Origin of the sequence: Klebsiella sp. Shm-1 (assembly GCF_040804525.1) — a bacterium.
In the GTDB taxonomy this organism is placed as follows: Bacteria; Pseudomonadota; Gammaproteobacteria; order Enterobacterales; family Enterobacteriaceae; genus Klebsiella; species Klebsiella pneumoniae.
In genome coordinates, this window is sequence record NZ_CP161823.1 from 4,295,826 (window position 1) to 4,310,596 (window position 14,771).

The following is a 14,771-nucleotide window of genomic DNA, read 5'->3' on the forward strand; positions in this document are numbered from 1 at the left end:
AAAATTCCTTTCCGCGTACAACGCCACGGGCCGATCCCAACAATAATCAATAAAAAGCCATACCGCTTACTTATACTCAGCAAACGCGCCGTTTTCGCAGATACTTTAGCGAGATGGGTTACTTTTTGGGTCAGGAGTTTCCATGTCACTGCCGTTCAAACCCCATATTATCGCCCTGCTCTGTAGCGCTGGCTTACTCGCGGCGGCAGGAACACTCTATGTGCAAAGCCGAACCCCAGCGACGATCGCTGAACCGCCTGCGCAGCAAGCGCCAGCGCCCGCAGCGTCGACGACACAGCCGGTGGCCGCCACTTACACCCAGGCGCAAATTGATCAATGGGTCGCCCCTATCGCGCTCTACCCGGACAGTCTGCTGTCGCAGGTGTTGATGGCCTCCACTTATCCCGACAACGTCCTGCAGGCGGTCCAGTGGTCCCAGGATAACCCCGCGATGAAAGGGGATGCGGCCGTGCAGGCGGTTGCCAGCCAGCCGTGGGACCCTAGCGTCAAATCTCTTGTCGCTTTCCCTGCCCTGCTGGCGATGATGGGCGAGAATCCGCCCTGGGTGGAAAATCTTGGCAATGCGTTTTTGGCCCAGCCGCATGATGTGATGGATTCAGTGCAGCGCCTGCGCGCCATTGCCCAACAAACCGGGACGCTGAAATCCACACCGCAGCAGAAAGTGATTGTCACCCCTGCCGCACCGGTTTCAGCCAGCAACAGCACGGCAGCAACCGCAACCGCCCACACAGCGGCGCCTGCGCCCACGCAGGTCATTAAAATAGAGCCGACCAATCCACAGGTGGTCTATGTTCCCAGCTATAACCCCTCCACCGTCTATGGTACCTGGCCGAACAGCGCCTATCCGCCGGTCTATCTGCCGCCCCCTCCCGGGGAGCAGTTTACCGATAGCTTCGTCAAAGGCTTCGGGTACAGCCTCGGCGTGGCCACCACCTGGGCGCTGTTCAGCAGTATCGACTGGGATGATGATGACCATCACCATCACGATGACGACTACCACCACGGCGATTACTCGCATAATGGCGATAACATCAATATTAATGTAAATAATTTCAATCACATAACAGGAGAAAACCTGCCGGGAAACCACGTTAACTGGCAGCACAATCCTGCCTATCGCGGACACACACCGTATCCCGATAATACGGTAGCTCAGCGCTTCCATCAGACCAACGTTTCCGGCGGACTGAGCGCGACCCAACATGCGCCAGTCGATCGCGAAGCGCAGCGCCAGGCAGCGATGACCCAGCTGCAGCATAACGTACCGACGGCCACAGCGGGCAACCTGGCGGCAAACAACGCCTCACGCGACGCTCAGCGTCAGGCGGCCTCGGCGCAGCTGAAGCAAGCCACCCAACGCAGTAATTACCGCGGTTACGACAGTACGCCGACCCAACAGCAGCGTCGCGAGGCGGCAAAAACGCAGCTGAAAAACCCCACGCCGCAGCAACAGCAGCGTCGAGAAGCCGCCAGGAGCCACGAGCAGAACCGCACACCTCAGCAGCAGCAGCGCCGGCAGCAGTTCCAGTCCGCCACGCCAGCCCAGCGTCAGCAGACGCTCAGCCATCTGCGCGCCAACGCCCTTAGCGGCAACGAAAGCCGCGCCCCCTCCTGGCAAGCGCAGCAGGAACGAGGACTGCAGAGCCGCCAGTTTTCCGGCGTAAACCGCGAGTTACGCGAGGGCGCCAGAGAACGTCTTTCCGAACACCATGAACTGCGTCGCCGCTAAGGATGAGCAGAATGAGAAACCCATTATCCGTTGCCCTGTTTACGTTAATGCTGTCGCCGCTTGCCGCCTTCGCCCAACAGCAGTTTGCCACGCCGGAACAGGCCGCAACTGCGCTGGCCGAAGCGATCAGCCAGCCTAATGAAGCCGCGCTGAGCGAAGTACTCGGCGATAACTGGCAGCAGTTTTTACCCACGGACGGGATCGACCCTGCCGCCGTCGATCGCTTTCAACGCGACTGGCAGGTGAAACATGTCATCATCCAGCAGGGTGACAAAGCCTGGCTCGATGTCGGTAGCGAGGCATGGCGTCTGCCCGTGCCTATCGTAAAAGCGTCTGAGGGATGGCGCTTTGATATGGCCGCTGGCGAAGAGGAGATCCTCACCCGCGCCATCGGCCGCAATGAGCTGTCGGCGATCGCCGCCATGCATGCCTATGTTGATGCCCAGCAGGATTATTATCATCTGAACCACCGCTGGGCGCAGAAAATCATCAGTAGCGAAGGCAAAAAAGATGGCTTGTACTGGCCAACTTCGCCGGGCGAAGCGCCAAGCCCGCTCGGTCCGGCCTTTAGCCCGACGGTGCCCGGTAGCGGCTACCATGGCTATCGCTTTCGAATTATCGCCGGTCGCGATGACCAGAGCATCGCCTTGCTGGCCTGGCCGATAGCCTGGGGTGAAACCGGCGTGATGAGCTTTATGATCGATCAGCAGGATAGGGTCTATCAGGCCAATCTCGGTGAAGAGAGCGCCGCAAAGGCACAGGAGATAACGCGTTTTACCCCCGACGCTGACGCCGGCTGGCAAGTGGCAGAACCTTAAAAAAAACGCCCGGTTGCACTCACGCAACCGGGCGTTTTCATTCACTTAGCCCTGGTGAGGCATCAGAGAAGGATCGCCGGCAAAGGCTGGTTTTGTGCTGGATAATGCCGCTTCGTCAGCGCTGATGCTACCGGAATTCGCCGCCCATACCCCTTCATTGGTCTTCGTCACCTGCTGATGCTGGGCATTCAGATCCTGGCCCATCGCCGCAATGTGGGTCGTTTCCGTACCGCCGCTGTTGTCCGCCCAGGGAATGTTGGCGTCAGCGGCGCAAGCCACACCGGTAAAAAACGTTGCAGCGACCAGCGCTGTGGTTAAAAAGCGTTTCATCTCACACCTCATCGATATAATTAACTACCTATAAGTTTACTGAGTGACTATTTTCAAAGTATGTATGAGGTGTAGCGGTTTATGAACAGTGACATAGTTCTAAACATCAGGCATAAAAAAAGCGGCTCCCGGAGCCGCTTATGCTTTTTTCCTGAAAGAAAAAGTTACTTTTTCTTCGCTTTGGCGTTTGGCAGGTCGGTGATGCTGCCTTCGAACACTTCCGCCGCCAGGCCAACGGACTCGTGCAGAGTCGGGTGAGCGTGGATGGTCAGGGCGATGTCTTCAGCGTCACAGCCCATCTCGATAGCCAGGCCGATCTCACCCAGCAGCTCGCCGCCGTTGGTGCCGACAATCGCGCCGCCGATAACACGGTGGGTCTCTTTGTCGAAGATCAGTTTGGTCATACCATCTGCGCAGTCAGAAGCGATAGCACGGCCGGAAGCAGCCCACGGGAAGGTGGCGGTTTCGTAGCTGATGCCTTTCTCTTTCGCTTCTTTCTCGGTCAGACCGACCCATGCCACTTCTGGTTCAGTGTAGGCGATGGATGGGATCACTTTCGGATCGAAGTAGTGTTTCAGACCGGAGATAACTTCTGCGGCAACGTGGCCTTCATGGACACCTTTGTGCGCCAGCATCGGCTGACCGACGATATCGCCGATAGCAAAGATGTGCGGCACGTTGGTGCGCATTTGTTTGTCAACGCGGATGAAGCCGCGATCGTCAACTTCCACGCCCGCTTTACCTGCATCGAGGTTTTTACCATTCGGTACGCGGCCGATAGCGACCAGCACTGCGTCGTAACGCTGCGCTTCCGCCGGTGCTTTTTTACCTTCCATGGAAACGTAAATACCGTCTTCTTTCGCTTCAACGGCAGTCACTTTGGTTTCCAGCATCAGGTTAAATTTCTTGCTGATGCGTTTGGTGAAGACTTTCACCACGTCTTTGTCGGCAGCCGGGATAACCTGGTCGAACATTTCCACCACGTCAATCTCTGAACCCAGCGCATGGTATACGGTACCCATTTCCAGACCGATGATACCGCCGCCCATCACCAGCATGCGTTTCGGTACAGATTTCAGTTCCAGCGCGTCGGTGGAGTCCCATACGCGCGGATCTTCATGCGGGATAAACGGCAGCTGAATCGGACGGGAACCCGCCGCGATGATAGCGTTGTCGAAGTTGATCACGGTTTTGCCGTTTTCGCCTTCCACTTCCAGGGTGTTAGCGCCGGTAAATTTACCCAGACCGTTAACCACCTTCACTTTACGACCTTTGGCCATGCCAGCCAGACCACCGGTCAGCTGAGTGATGACTTTTTCTTTCCAGGTGCGGATCTTGTCAATGTCAGTTTTCGGTTCGCCGAAAACGATGCCGTGTTCGGCCAGCGCTTTCGCTTCTTCGATAACTTTTGCCACGTGCAGCAGCGCTTTAGAAGGGATACAACCCACGTTCAGACAAACACCACCGAGGGTGCTGTAACGTTCTACGATGACGGTTTCCAGACCTAAATCAGCGCAACGGAAGGCTGCAGAGTAACCTGCGGGGCCTGCCCCAAGTACCACGACCTGAGTTTTGATTTCAGTACTCATCATGACCTCTGTAATTTATATCCGGCGGGTCTGACGCTATTATTCTTACGCCCAAGTCCACCGGGACGTTCTATCCGCGTGTATTTTACAAAATTGTTAACAATTTTTAAACAACAAACGGCAAACGATTTTGTCCTTTGTTGCTGATAATCCCCAACAGCCTGAGGTTATCAGAAAAAAGCCGGCCGTCAGGCCGGCTTTTTCGATTACATCACCAGGCGGCGAATGTCGCTCAGGGTGTTGTTAATGATGGTAATGAAGCGGGCACCATCAGCACCGTCGATGACGCGGTGGTCGAAGGACAGAGAGATCGGCAGCATCAGGCGCGGCACAAACTCTTTACCATTCCATACCGGCTCCATCGCGGACTTAGACACGCCGAGGATGGCCACTTCCGGCGCGTTAACAATCGGCGCGAAGTGGGTGGTACCCAGGCCGCCGATGCTGGAGATGGTGAAGCAACCGCCCTGCATTTCGCCAGCCGTCAGTTTTCCATCGCGCGCTTTCTTCGAGATGGTGGTCAATTCACGAGACAGCTCGGTGATGCTCTTCTTGTTCACGTCTTTGAAGACCGGAACCACCAGACCGTTCGGGGTATCCACCGCCACACCGATGTTGATGTATTTCTTCAACGTCAGGCGCTGACCATCTTCGGAGAGCGAGCTGTTGAAGCGCGGCATCTGCTCAAGCGCAGCGGCAACCGCTTTCATGATGAAGACCACTGGAGTGAATTTCACGTCCAGTTTACGCTTCTCAGCTTCGGCATTCTGCTGCTTGCGGAACGCTTCCAGATCGGTGATATCGGTTTTGTCGAAGTGGGTAACGTGCGGAATCATCACCCAGTTACGGCTCAGGTTGGCGCCAGAGATTTTCTGGATACGACCCAGCTCCACTTCTTCGACTTCGCCAAACTTGCTGAAGTCAACCTTCGGCCACGGCAGCATGCCCGGGATACCGCCGCCAGCGGCAGCCGCCGGTGCGGATTCAGCGCGTTTAACCGCGTCTTTCACGTAGGCCTGAACGTCTTCGCGCAGGATACGACCTTTACGGCCGGTGCCTTTCACTTTCGCCAGGTTAACACCGAACTCGCGCGCCAGGCGGCGAATCAGCGGGGTCGCGTGAACGTAGGCATCGTTTTCAGCGAATTCGCTTTTACCTTCTGCTTTCGCAGCCGGCGCAGCGGCAGGCTTAGCGGCCTGAGCCGGGGCAGCAGCTGGTGCCGGGGCAGCAGCCTGAGCCGGAGCGGCGGCAGGCGCAGCGCCTTCCACTTCGAAGACCATGATCAGGGAACCGGTTTTGACTTTATCGCCGGTGCTGATTTTGATCTCTTTAACGGTACCCGCGAACGGCGCCGGAACTTCCATAGAGGCTTTGTCGCCCTCTACGGTGATCAGGGACTGTTCCGCCGCGACTTTATCGCCGACTTTAACCATCACTTCGGTGACTTCAACTTCGTCGCCGCCGATGTCCGGGACGTTAACATCTTTCACGCCTGCTGCGGCAGCCGGAGCCGCAGCAGCCGGCGCGGCAGCCTGTGCCGGAGCGGCTGCAGGCGCAGCGCCCGCCACTTCGAAGATCATAATCAGGGAGCCGGTGGAAACTTTATCGCCGGTATTGATTTTGATCTCTTTGACGGTACCGGCGAACGGCGCCGGAACTTCCATAGAGGCTTTATCGCCTTCTACGGTGATCAGGGATTGCTCAGCGGCGATGGTGTCGCCCACTTTAACCATGATCTCAGTGACTTCGACTTCATCGCCGCCGATATCCGGGACGTGAACTTCTTTCGCTGCCGCGGCAGCCGCTGGAGCAGCGGCGGCCGGAGCGGCTTCTTTCTTCTCTTCCTGCGCAGGTGCAGCGGCGGCTGCACCTTCGGCGGAATCGAAAATCATAATCAGTTTGCCAGTCTCGGTTTTGTCGCCGACGGAGACTTTAATCTCTTTCACGACGCCAGCCTGCGGAGACGGGACTTCCATAGAGGCTTTGTCGCCTTCTACGGTGATCAGCGACTGTTCAGCTTCTACTTTGTCGCCAACTTTGACCAGGATCTCGGTGATTTCAACTTCATCAGCCCCGATGTCCGGTACTTTGATTTCGATAGCCATTATTCTTTTACCTCTTACGCCAGACGCGGGTTAACTTTATCTGCATCGATGTCGAATTTCGCGATAGCGTCAGCCACCACTTTCTTATCGATTTCACCACGTTTAGCCAGTTCGCCCAGCGCTGCTACGACCACATAGGAAGCATCGACTTCGAAGTGGTGACGCAGGTTTTCACGGCTGTCGGAACGACCGAAGCCATCGGTACCCAGTACGCGGTAATCATCAGCCGGTACGTAAGTACGAACCTGCTCAGCGAACAGTTTCATATAGTCAGTGGATGCCACTGCCGGAGCGTCGTTCATTACCTGAGCGATATACGGCACGCGCGGGGTTTCCAGCGGGTGCAGCATGTTCCAGCGTTCGCAATCCTGGCCATCACGCGCCAGTTCGGTGAAGGAGGTAACGCTATACACGTCGGAACCCACGCCGTAGTCTTTCGCCAGGATCTGCGCTGCTTCACGCACGTGACGCAGGATAGAACCGGAGCCCAGCAGCTGAACTTTACCTTTGCTACCTTCGATGGTTTCGAGTTTGTAGATACCTTTACGGATACCTTCCTCGGCGCCTTCCGGCATGGCCGGCATGTGGTAGTTTTCGTTCAGCGTAGTGATGTAGTAGTAAACGTTCTCTTGCGCTTCGCCGTACATACGGACCAGACCATCATGCATGATGACAGCCACTTCATAGGCGTACGCCGGGTCGTAAGAGATACAGTTCGGGATAGTCAGCGACTGAATGTGGCTATGACCATCTTCGTGCTGCAGACCTTCGCCGTTCAGGGTAGTACGACCGGAAGTCCCGCCAATCAGGAAGCCGCGAGCCTGCTGATCGCCAGCCGCCCAGCACAGATCGCCGATACGCTGGAAGCCGAACATCGAGTAGTAGATGTAGAACGGGATCATCGGCAGGTTGTTGGTGCTGTAAGAGGTCGCAGCAGCCAGCCAGGATGCGCCTGCGCCCAGCTCGTTGATCCCTTCCTGCAGAATCTGGCCTTTCTCGTCTTCTTTGTAGTAAGCAACCTGCTCACGGTCCTGCGGGGTATACTGCTGGCCGTTCGGGCTGTAAATACCGATCTGACGGAACAGACCTTCCATACCGAAGGTACGCGCTTCGTCGGCGATGATCGGCACCAGACGATCTTTGATCGACTTGTTCTTCAGCATCACGTTCAGGGCGCGAACGAAAGCGATAGTGGTAGAGATTTCTTTGTTTTGCTCTTCCAGCAGCGCGCTGAAGTCGGCCAGGGTCGGCAGCTCGAGTTTCTCAGTGAACTTCGGCTGACGAGTCGGCAGATAGCCGTTCAGCTTCTGACGCTGAGCGTGCAGGTAAGTGTGCTCTTCGGAACCTTCCGGGAAGGTTACGTACGGCAGTTTTTCGAGATCGGCATCCGCCACCGGCACATTGAAACGATCGCGGACGTAGCGAACACCGTCCATGTTCATTTTCTTAACCTGGTGCGCGATGTTCTTACCTTCAGCGGTATCGCCCATACCATAACCTTTAATGGTATGCGCCAGGATCACGGTCGGCTGACCTTTGGTCTCCTGCGCTTTCTTCAATGCAGCGTAGACTTTCTTCGGATCGTGACCACCGCGGTTCAGAGCCCAGATCTGCTCGTCAGTCCAGTCAGCGACCAGGGCAGCGGTTTCCGGATATTTGCCGAAGAAGTGCTCACGAACGTAAGCGCCGTCTTTGGATTTGAAGGTCTGGTAGTCGCCGTCAACGGTTTCGTTCATCAGCTGAATCAGCTTACCGCTGGTGTCTTTACGCAGCAGCTCATCCCAACGGCCGCCCCAGATAACCTTGATAACGTTCCAGCCAGCACCACCGAAGATGCCTTCCAGTTCGTTAATGATTTTGCCGTTACCGGTGACCGGGCCGTCCAGACGCTGCAGGTTGCAGTTGATGACGAAGACCAGGTTGTCCAGTTTTTCACGGGTGGCGATGGTGATAGCGCCTTTTGATTCCGGCTCATCCATCTCGCCGTCGCCCAGGAAGGCGTAAACGGTTTGTTCGGAGGTGTCTTTCAGACCGCGGTGTTCCAGATATTTCAGGAATTTGGCCTGATAGATAGCGCCCAACGGCCCCAGACCCATGGATACGGTCGGGAACTGCCAGAATTCCGGCATCAGTTTCGGGTGCGGATAAGAGGACAGACCCTTGCCGTGAACTTCCTGGCGGAAGTTGTCCATCTGCTCTTCGGTCAGACGGCCTTCCAGGAACGCACGTGCATATACGCCCGGAGAGATGTGACCCTGGAAGTACACCAGATCGCCGCCATCTTTCTCAGTGCGCGCACGGAAGAAGTGGTTGAAGCAGACTTCGTAGAAGGTCGCGGAAGACTGATAGGACGCCATGTGGCCGCCCAGTTCGAGATCTTTTTTCGACGCGCGCAGAACGGTCATGATGGCGTTCCAGCGAATCGCAGAACGAATGCGACGTTCCAGATCCAGATTGCCCGGGTATTCCGGCTCATCTTCAACGGCAATAGTGTTGACGTAGTTGCCGGCGGAAGCGCCTGCAGCAACCTTCACTCCGCCTTTACGGGCTTCAGAAAGGAGTTGGTCAATCAGATACTGAGCGCGCTCAACACCTTCTTCACGGATGACCGATTCGATCGCCTGTAGCCAGTCGCGAGTTTCGATCGGATCCACGTCATTGTGTAAACGTTCTGACATGGGGGTATTCCTTATCTATCTAATCGTTGATTAATCTGGAACCTGTCCCATTGAACTCTTCGTTCTTCACGCTGGAACAACCAAAAATTCAATAAGACAGGTTCTGCGTTTAGTTGCCGCGCTCTAAAAATGGCGCTTAAGAACCAGAGTTCTCGTCCTTTCGTTGCTGTAAACGACGCAGTGAGCGCTCTCGACGGCTCTGCTCACGACTACGATCCAGCAAAATTTCCTCAATGAACGCCAGGTGACGGTGCGACGCTTCACGCGCCTGCTCCGGCTCCCCGGCCATTATCGCCTCGAAAATGCGAGTGCGATGGTTGCTGACCAACGGGAGCATTTCCCGCCGGGCATACAGCAATTCAAAGTTCTGACGCACGTTTTGCGCCAACATCGGCTCCATACACCTTAGCAGATGAAGCAACACCACATTGTGTGCCGCCTCGGTGACGGCGATTTGATACTGGACGACGGCGCCGGACTCAGCGTCCAAATCGCCCGACTGCTGAGCGCGTTCAATAGCCTGATGCAGCTCACGGATACGGTCGCGATCCTCATCATTGCTGCGCAGCGCCGCGTAATAGGCCGCGATGCCTTCCAGCGCGTGACGGGTCTCAAGCAGATCGAATTGGGATTCAGGGTGATCGGACAGCAGCTCAACCAGCGGATCGCTGAAGCTCTGCCACAGGCGGCTCTGAACAAACGTTCCACCTCCCTGACGACGAAGCAACAAGCCCTTGGCTTCGAGGCGTTGAATCGCCTCACGCAGCGAGGGGCGGGAAACGTCGAACTGTTTAGCCAGTTCGCGTTCTGGCGGGAGTTTTTCACCGGGGCGCAAGGTCCCCTCAAGAATCAGAAACTCCAGCTGCTGCTCTATCACATCGGATAATTTTGGTTGGCGGATTTTGCTGTAGGCCATATTCCCTGTCTCTGCCATTAGCCCGGAGTCAATTGGTCTTACCAATTTAAAGTTCGTAGCGCTAAAGTAACAAAGTATTCACCTTCTGTCCATACAGGTTTTGATTGAAATCAGTAAACCCGGGACATTTTAACAACCTTACAGAAATAACATTTCAGAAATGTAACCTTGCACAAATGTTACGTTTACTCACAAAGAGGTAGCCTTAACTTTATAGAAACGAAAAATTACGCTTTCTGAACCGATTCAACGCTGCAATAAATGAATATAGAGTCATTTACAGTGAATAAATAATGACAAAGCAGCATGCATCAAAATACGACAGATTGTGACTATTGATGTCTTTTTAGACACATCGTCATCATCCCTTCATAAAGCAGGTGCATTCAAACGCGCTTACCACTATTCTGCCGGAGACGAAAGGCCTTTTTCGGAATTACCACACAGCCTTCCGTAAACAAAACAATACAGAAACGGAAGTTCCTGAATACACAAACACAACAATATGTGCGCGCCATCACTCAGGTAAAAAGTGGGCCACTTCGCCCAAATTTTCGCTAGCTATGCTTTCAGGCAGGGACAGCAGTGAAGCAGCAACCTGACGGATGACGTACACAAAAAATAACCACACACGAGGTTTCATATGGAAGGTCAACAGCACGGCGATCGGCTGAAGCGCGGCCTGAAAAACCGTCACATTCAGCTCATCGCGCTGGGCGGGGCTATCGGCACCGGCCTGTTTCTGGGGAGCGCGTCCGTCATTCAGTCCGCCGGCCCGGGTATCATTCTTGGTTACGCTATCGCCGGTTTTATCGCTTTCCTGATCATGCGTCAGCTGGGCGAAATGGTGGTGGAAGAGCCGGTGGCCGGCTCATTTAGCCACTTTGCTTACAAATACTGGGGCGGTTTTGCCGGCTTCGCCTCCGGCTGGAACTACTGGGTACTGTATGTCCTGGTGGCCATGGCGGAACTGACCGCCGTTGGCAAATATATCCAGTTCTGGTGGCCGGAAATCCCTACCTGGGCCTCGGCGGCGGTCTTCTTCATCGCCATCAACGCCATTAACCTGACCAATGTCAAAGTGTTCGGTGAAATGGAATTCTGGTTCGCGATTATCAAAGTGGTCGCCGTAGTGGCGATGATTTTGTTCGGCGGCTGGCTGCTGTTCAGCGGCAACGGCGGCCCGCAGGCGACGGTACGTAACCTGTGGGACCAGGGGGGCTTCCTGCCGCACGGCTTTTACGGGCTGGTGATGATGATGGCGATCATCATGTTCTCCTTTGGCGGCCTGGAGCTGGTGGGGATCACCGCCGCGGAAGCGGATAATCCGGAGCAAAGCATTCCTAAAGCCACCAATCAGGTTATTTACCGTATTCTGATCTTCTATGTTGGTTCGCTGGCGGTGCTGCTCTCCCTGCTGCCGTGGACCCGCGTCACCGCGGACACCAGTCCGTTCGTCCTGATCTTCCATGAACTTGGCGATACGCTGGTGGCAAATGCTCTGAACGTGGTGGTGCTGACGGCAGCGCTGTCGGTTTATAACAGCTGCGTGTACTGCAACAGCCGTATGCTGTTCGGCCTTGCTCAGCAGGGCAACGCGCCAAAAGCGCTGCTCAGCGTCGACAAACGCGGCGTGCCGGTGAATACCATTCTCGTCTCGGCCCTGGTCACTGCGCTGTGCGTGCTGATCAACTACCTGGCGCCTGAATCTGCTTTCGGTCTGCTGATGGCGCTGGTGGTCTCGGCCCTGGTCATCAACTGGGCGATGATCAGCCTCGCGCATATGAAATTCCGTCGTGCCAAAAAGCAGCAGGGCGTGGTCACGCGTTTTCCGGCCCTCTTCTATCCGCTGGGCAACTGGCTGTGCCTGCTGTTTATGGCGGCGGTGCTGGTGATTATGCTGATGACCCCGGGGATGGCGATTTCCGTCTGGCTGATCCCGGTATGGATTGCGGTGCTGGGCGTGGGCTACCTGTTTAAAGAGAAAGCCGCCGCCACCATAAAAGCACAATAATACATCTCATCAATACTTCACTTTGCTCTGCGCCCTCCCCTGAATAATGGGCGCAGAGCATTGTTATCTGCTTCACACTTTCCCCTCCATAGCTTATTTATCCATATCGTCAACGAGTTCCTGCAACGTATTTCTGCCAACCGCAGCCAATAATTCTCTCCATACTGCAACGGAGAGACCGCACATGGCAGAGAACACGCTTTCAATAAGAGAAAAGATTGGTTACGGGATGGGTGATGCCGGATGCAATATTATCTTTGGCGCCATCATGCTGTTTGTGAACTATTTTTACACTGATATATTCGGACTGGCGCCGGCGCTGGTCGGCGTACTTCTGCTCTCGGTGCGAGTCATCGATGCGGTAACCGACCCTATCATGGGCGCTCTTGCCGACCGCACCCGTAGTAAATATGGTCGCTTTCGTCCATGGCTGCTGTGGATCGCCTTCCCCTACGCCCTGTTCAGCGTCCTGATGTTCACCACTCCTGAGTGGACCTACAATAGCAAAGTCATCTATGCGTTTGTGACCTACTTTCTGCTGTCGATTACCTATACCGCGATTAATATTCCCTACTGCTCGCTGGGAACGGTGATGACCGCCGATCCGAAAGAGCGTGTTGCCTGCCAGTCTTATCGTTTCGTCATGGTGGGTATCGCCACGCTCCTGCTGTCATTGACGCTGCTGCCAATGGCCGACTGGTTCGGCGGCGCCGATAAAGCGAAGGGCTACCAGATGGCGATGACCGTGCTGGCCTTTATCGGTATGTGTATGTTCCTGTTCTGCTTCGCCACCGTGCGCGAACGTATCCGCCCGGCGGTGCAGACGAATGACGAACTGAAAAAAGATCTGAAAGACGTCTGGAAAAATGACCAGTGGGTGCGCATCCTGCTGCTCACGCTGTGCAACGTCTGTCCGGGCTTTATCCGCATGGCCGCCACCATGTACTACGTCACCTGGGTGATGGGACAAAGCACCCATTTTGCCACCCTGTTTATCAGCCTCGGCGTAGTTGGGATGATGATTGGCAGCATGCTGGCGAAAGTCCTGACCGACCGCTGGTGCAAACTGCAGGTTTTCTTCTGGACCAATATCGTGCTGGCCGTGTTCTCCTGCGCCTTCTATTTCTTTAATCCACACGCCACCACGCTGATTATGGTGCTCTACTTCCTGCTCAACATTCTGCATCAAATCCCTTCCCCGCTACACTGGTCGCTAATGTCCGACGTTGACGACTACGGCGAATGGAAAACCGGCAAGCGCATCACCGGTATCAGCTTCTCCGGTAATCTGTTCTTCCTCAAGGTCGGCCTGGCGGTCGCCGGGGCAATGGTCGGTTTCCTGCTGTCATGGTACGGCTACGACGCCGGCGCGAAAGCGCAAAGCGCCTCCGCGCTGAACGGTATCGTGCTGCTATTCTCAGTCATTCCCGGCGTCGGCTATCTGATCACCGCCGGCGTGGTGCGCCTGCTGAAGGTTGACCGTACCCTGATGCGCCAGATTCAGAGCGATCTGGAGAAGCGCCGCAGCAACTACAGCGAGCTGAACGAATACCAGGAACTGAAAACCAGTGAACACGTAAGGAAAGCCTGATGAACAACTGGCCAAACCCCTTTATTGAACAGCGTGCAGACCCCTTTATCCTGCGCCATCTTAGCCACTACTACTTTATTGCCTCGGTGCCGGAATACGACCGGCTGGAGATCCGGCGCGCGGTAACCCTTGAAGGATTACGCGATGCTGAGCCGGTCGTGGTTTGGCGCGCGCCGCAAAGCGGGCCGATGAGCCAGCTGATTTGGGCGCCGGAGCTGCATGAAATAGACGGTAAGTGGTATATCTATTTTGCCGCCACCCATACCCACGATCTGGATGCGCTGGGGATGTTCCAGCATCGCATGTTCGTTCTCGAGTGCGCTGACAGCGATCCGCTGACCGGCCGCTGGCAGGAAAAAGGCCAGGTGGTCACGCCTTTCGATACCTTCGCCCTCGATGCCACCACTTTTACCCATCAGGGGAAACGCTGGTATCTGTGGGCGCAAAAATCCCCGCATATCGAAGGCAACTCAAACCTGTATCTCGCCGAAATGGCTAACCCGTGGACGTTAAAAGGCGAGCCGGTCATGCTGAGCAAGCCGGAGTTCGACTGGGAGTGCCGGGGATTTAAGGTCAACGAAGGGCCTGCGGTACTGATGCATGGCGATAAGCTATTTATCAGCTATTCCGCCAGCGCCACCGATGAAAACTACTGCATGGGGTTGTTATGGATCGACCGGCAGGCCGATCCGCTGCAGCCGGCAAACTGGCATAAAGCTCCGCAGCCGGTGTTCCGCACCAGCTATGAAAACCGCCAGTATGGCCCAGGTCATAATAGTTTTACCCAAACGCCGGAAGGGGAAGATGTGCTGGTGTATCACGCGCGGAATTACACCGAGATAGAAGGCGACCCGCTGTATGATCCCAATCGCCATACGCGGTTAAAGCTGGTCAGCTGGCGGGAAGACGGGATGCCCGACTTCGGTATTCCACCGGCGGATACGCTGTAGCGGTTCGGAATGTTACCCGCTGGCGCGGGT

The 14,771-nt window shown here is 55.5% G+C and carries 10 protein-coding genes; 5 read left to right on the plus strand and 5 right to left on the minus strand.

Annotated features, from left to right (window positions below):
• Window positions 1-142 precede the first annotated feature (142 nt).
• Window positions 143-1,750 (plus strand): DUF3300 domain-containing protein, encoded by a 1,608-nt coding sequence (locus tag AB1E37_RS21100; protein WP_004222675.1) that lies wholly within the window; start codon window positions 143-145, stop codon window positions 1,748-1,750.
• Between the two features lie 11 nt (window positions 1,751-1,761).
• Window positions 1,762-2,568 carry a DUF2950 family protein gene (locus AB1E37_RS21105; RefSeq protein ID WP_004222672.1) on the plus strand — a complete coding sequence of 269 codons (807 nt, stop codon included), beginning with the start codon at window positions 1,762-1,764 and terminating at the stop codon, window positions 2,566-2,568.
• 45 nt (window positions 2,569-2,613) lie between these two features.
• Here the strand turns inward: AB1E37_RS21105 and AB1E37_RS21110 are convergent, their stop codons facing one another.
• From AB1E37_RS21110 to pdhR, 5 genes are all read right to left on the minus strand, one after another.
• On the minus strand, window positions 2,614-2,898 hold the full coding sequence (locus AB1E37_RS21110) for a hypothetical protein (protein ID WP_002888732.1): 285 nt from the start codon (window positions 2,896-2,898) through the stop codon (window positions 2,614-2,616).
• 164 nt (window positions 2,899-3,062) lie between these two features.
• On the minus strand, window positions 3,063-4,487 hold the full coding sequence (gene lpdA / locus AB1E37_RS21115) for a dihydrolipoyl dehydrogenase (protein WP_002888731.1): 1,425 nt from the start codon (window positions 4,485-4,487) through the stop codon (window positions 3,063-3,065).
• Window positions 4,488-4,693: 206 nt separating this feature from the next.
• Window positions 4,694-6,592, minus strand: a complete 1,899-nt coding sequence (gene aceF / locus AB1E37_RS21120; protein ID WP_004147092.1) for a pyruvate dehydrogenase complex dihydrolipoyllysine-residue acetyltransferase — start codon at window positions 6,590-6,592, stop codon at window positions 4,694-4,696.
• Between the two features lie 14 nt (window positions 6,593-6,606).
• Window positions 6,607-9,270, minus strand: coding sequence for a pyruvate dehydrogenase (acetyl-transferring), homodimeric type (gene aceE, locus AB1E37_RS21125; RefSeq protein WP_117116836.1), 2,664 nt, complete (start codon window positions 9,268-9,270; stop codon window positions 6,607-6,609).
• Window positions 9,271-9,406: 136 nt separating this feature from the next.
• A complete protein-coding gene (gene pdhR, locus AB1E37_RS21130; protein WP_002888699.1) occupies window positions 9,407-10,186 on the minus strand; it encodes a pyruvate dehydrogenase complex transcriptional repressor PdhR in 780 nt (259 codons plus the stop codon).
• A gap of 643 nt (window positions 10,187-10,829) precedes the next feature.
• Between pdhR and aroP the strand changes: the two genes are divergently transcribed.
• The 3 genes from aroP to AB1E37_RS21145 all read left to right on the plus strand — a co-directional run bounded on the left by aroP (window position 10,830) and on the right by AB1E37_RS21145 (window position 14,741).
• The gene (gene aroP / locus AB1E37_RS21135; RefSeq protein WP_004147090.1) at window positions 10,830-12,200 is read left to right on the plus strand and encodes an aromatic amino acid transporter AroP; all 1,371 of its coding nucleotides are present in this window, start codon (window positions 10,830-10,832) and stop codon (window positions 12,198-12,200) included.
• A 184-nt stretch (window positions 12,201-12,384) separates the two neighbouring features.
• Complete coding sequence (locus AB1E37_RS21140) at window positions 12,385-13,791, plus strand: glycoside-pentoside-hexuronide (GPH):cation symporter (protein ID WP_004145929.1); 1,407 nt, start codon at window positions 12,385-12,387, stop codon at window positions 13,789-13,791.
• Window positions 13,791-14,741 carry a family 43 glycosylhydrolase gene (locus AB1E37_RS21145; RefSeq protein ID WP_004177405.1) on the plus strand — a complete coding sequence of 317 codons (951 nt, stop codon included), beginning with the start codon at window positions 13,791-13,793 and terminating at the stop codon, window positions 14,739-14,741. The genes AB1E37_RS21140 and AB1E37_RS21145 overlap by 1 nt, the downstream gene beginning before the upstream one ends.
• Window positions 14,742-14,771: the final 30 nt, after the last annotated feature.

What these genes read in the sequence shown, in the direction of transcription:
- AB1E37_RS21100 (WP_004222675.1), top strand. Translation starts at nt 143, where the DNA reads ATGTCACTGCCGTTCAAACCCCATATTATCGCCCTGCTCTGTAGCGCT.
- AB1E37_RS21105 (WP_004222672.1), top strand. Translation starts at nt 1,762, where the DNA reads ATGAGAAACCCATTATCCGTTGCCCTGTTTACGTTAATGCTGTCGCCG.
- AB1E37_RS21110 (WP_002888732.1), bottom strand. Translation starts at nt 2,898, where the DNA reads ATGAAACGCTTTTTAACCACAGCGCTGGTCGCTGCAACGTTTTTTACC.
- lpdA (WP_002888731.1), bottom strand. Translation starts at nt 4,487, where the DNA reads ATGAGTACTGAAATCAAAACTCAGGTCGTGGTACTTGGGGCAGGCCCC.
- aceF (WP_004147092.1), bottom strand. Translation starts at nt 6,592, where the DNA reads ATGGCTATCGAAATCAAAGTACCGGACATCGGGGCTGATGAAGTTGAA.
- aceE (WP_117116836.1), bottom strand. Translation starts at nt 9,270, where the DNA reads ATGTCAGAACGTTTACACAATGACGTGGATCCGATCGAAACTCGCGAC.
- pdhR (WP_002888699.1), bottom strand. Translation starts at nt 10,186, where the DNA reads ATGGCCTACAGCAAAATCCGCCAACCAAAATTATCCGATGTGATAGAG.
- aroP (WP_004147090.1), top strand. Translation starts at nt 10,830, where the DNA reads ATGGAAGGTCAACAGCACGGCGATCGGCTGAAGCGCGGCCTGAAAAAC.
- AB1E37_RS21140 (WP_004145929.1), top strand. Translation starts at nt 12,385, where the DNA reads ATGGCAGAGAACACGCTTTCAATAAGAGAAAAGATTGGTTACGGGATG.
- AB1E37_RS21145 (WP_004177405.1), top strand. Translation starts at nt 13,791, where the DNA reads ATGAACAACTGGCCAAACCCCTTTATTGAACAGCGTGCAGACCCCTTT.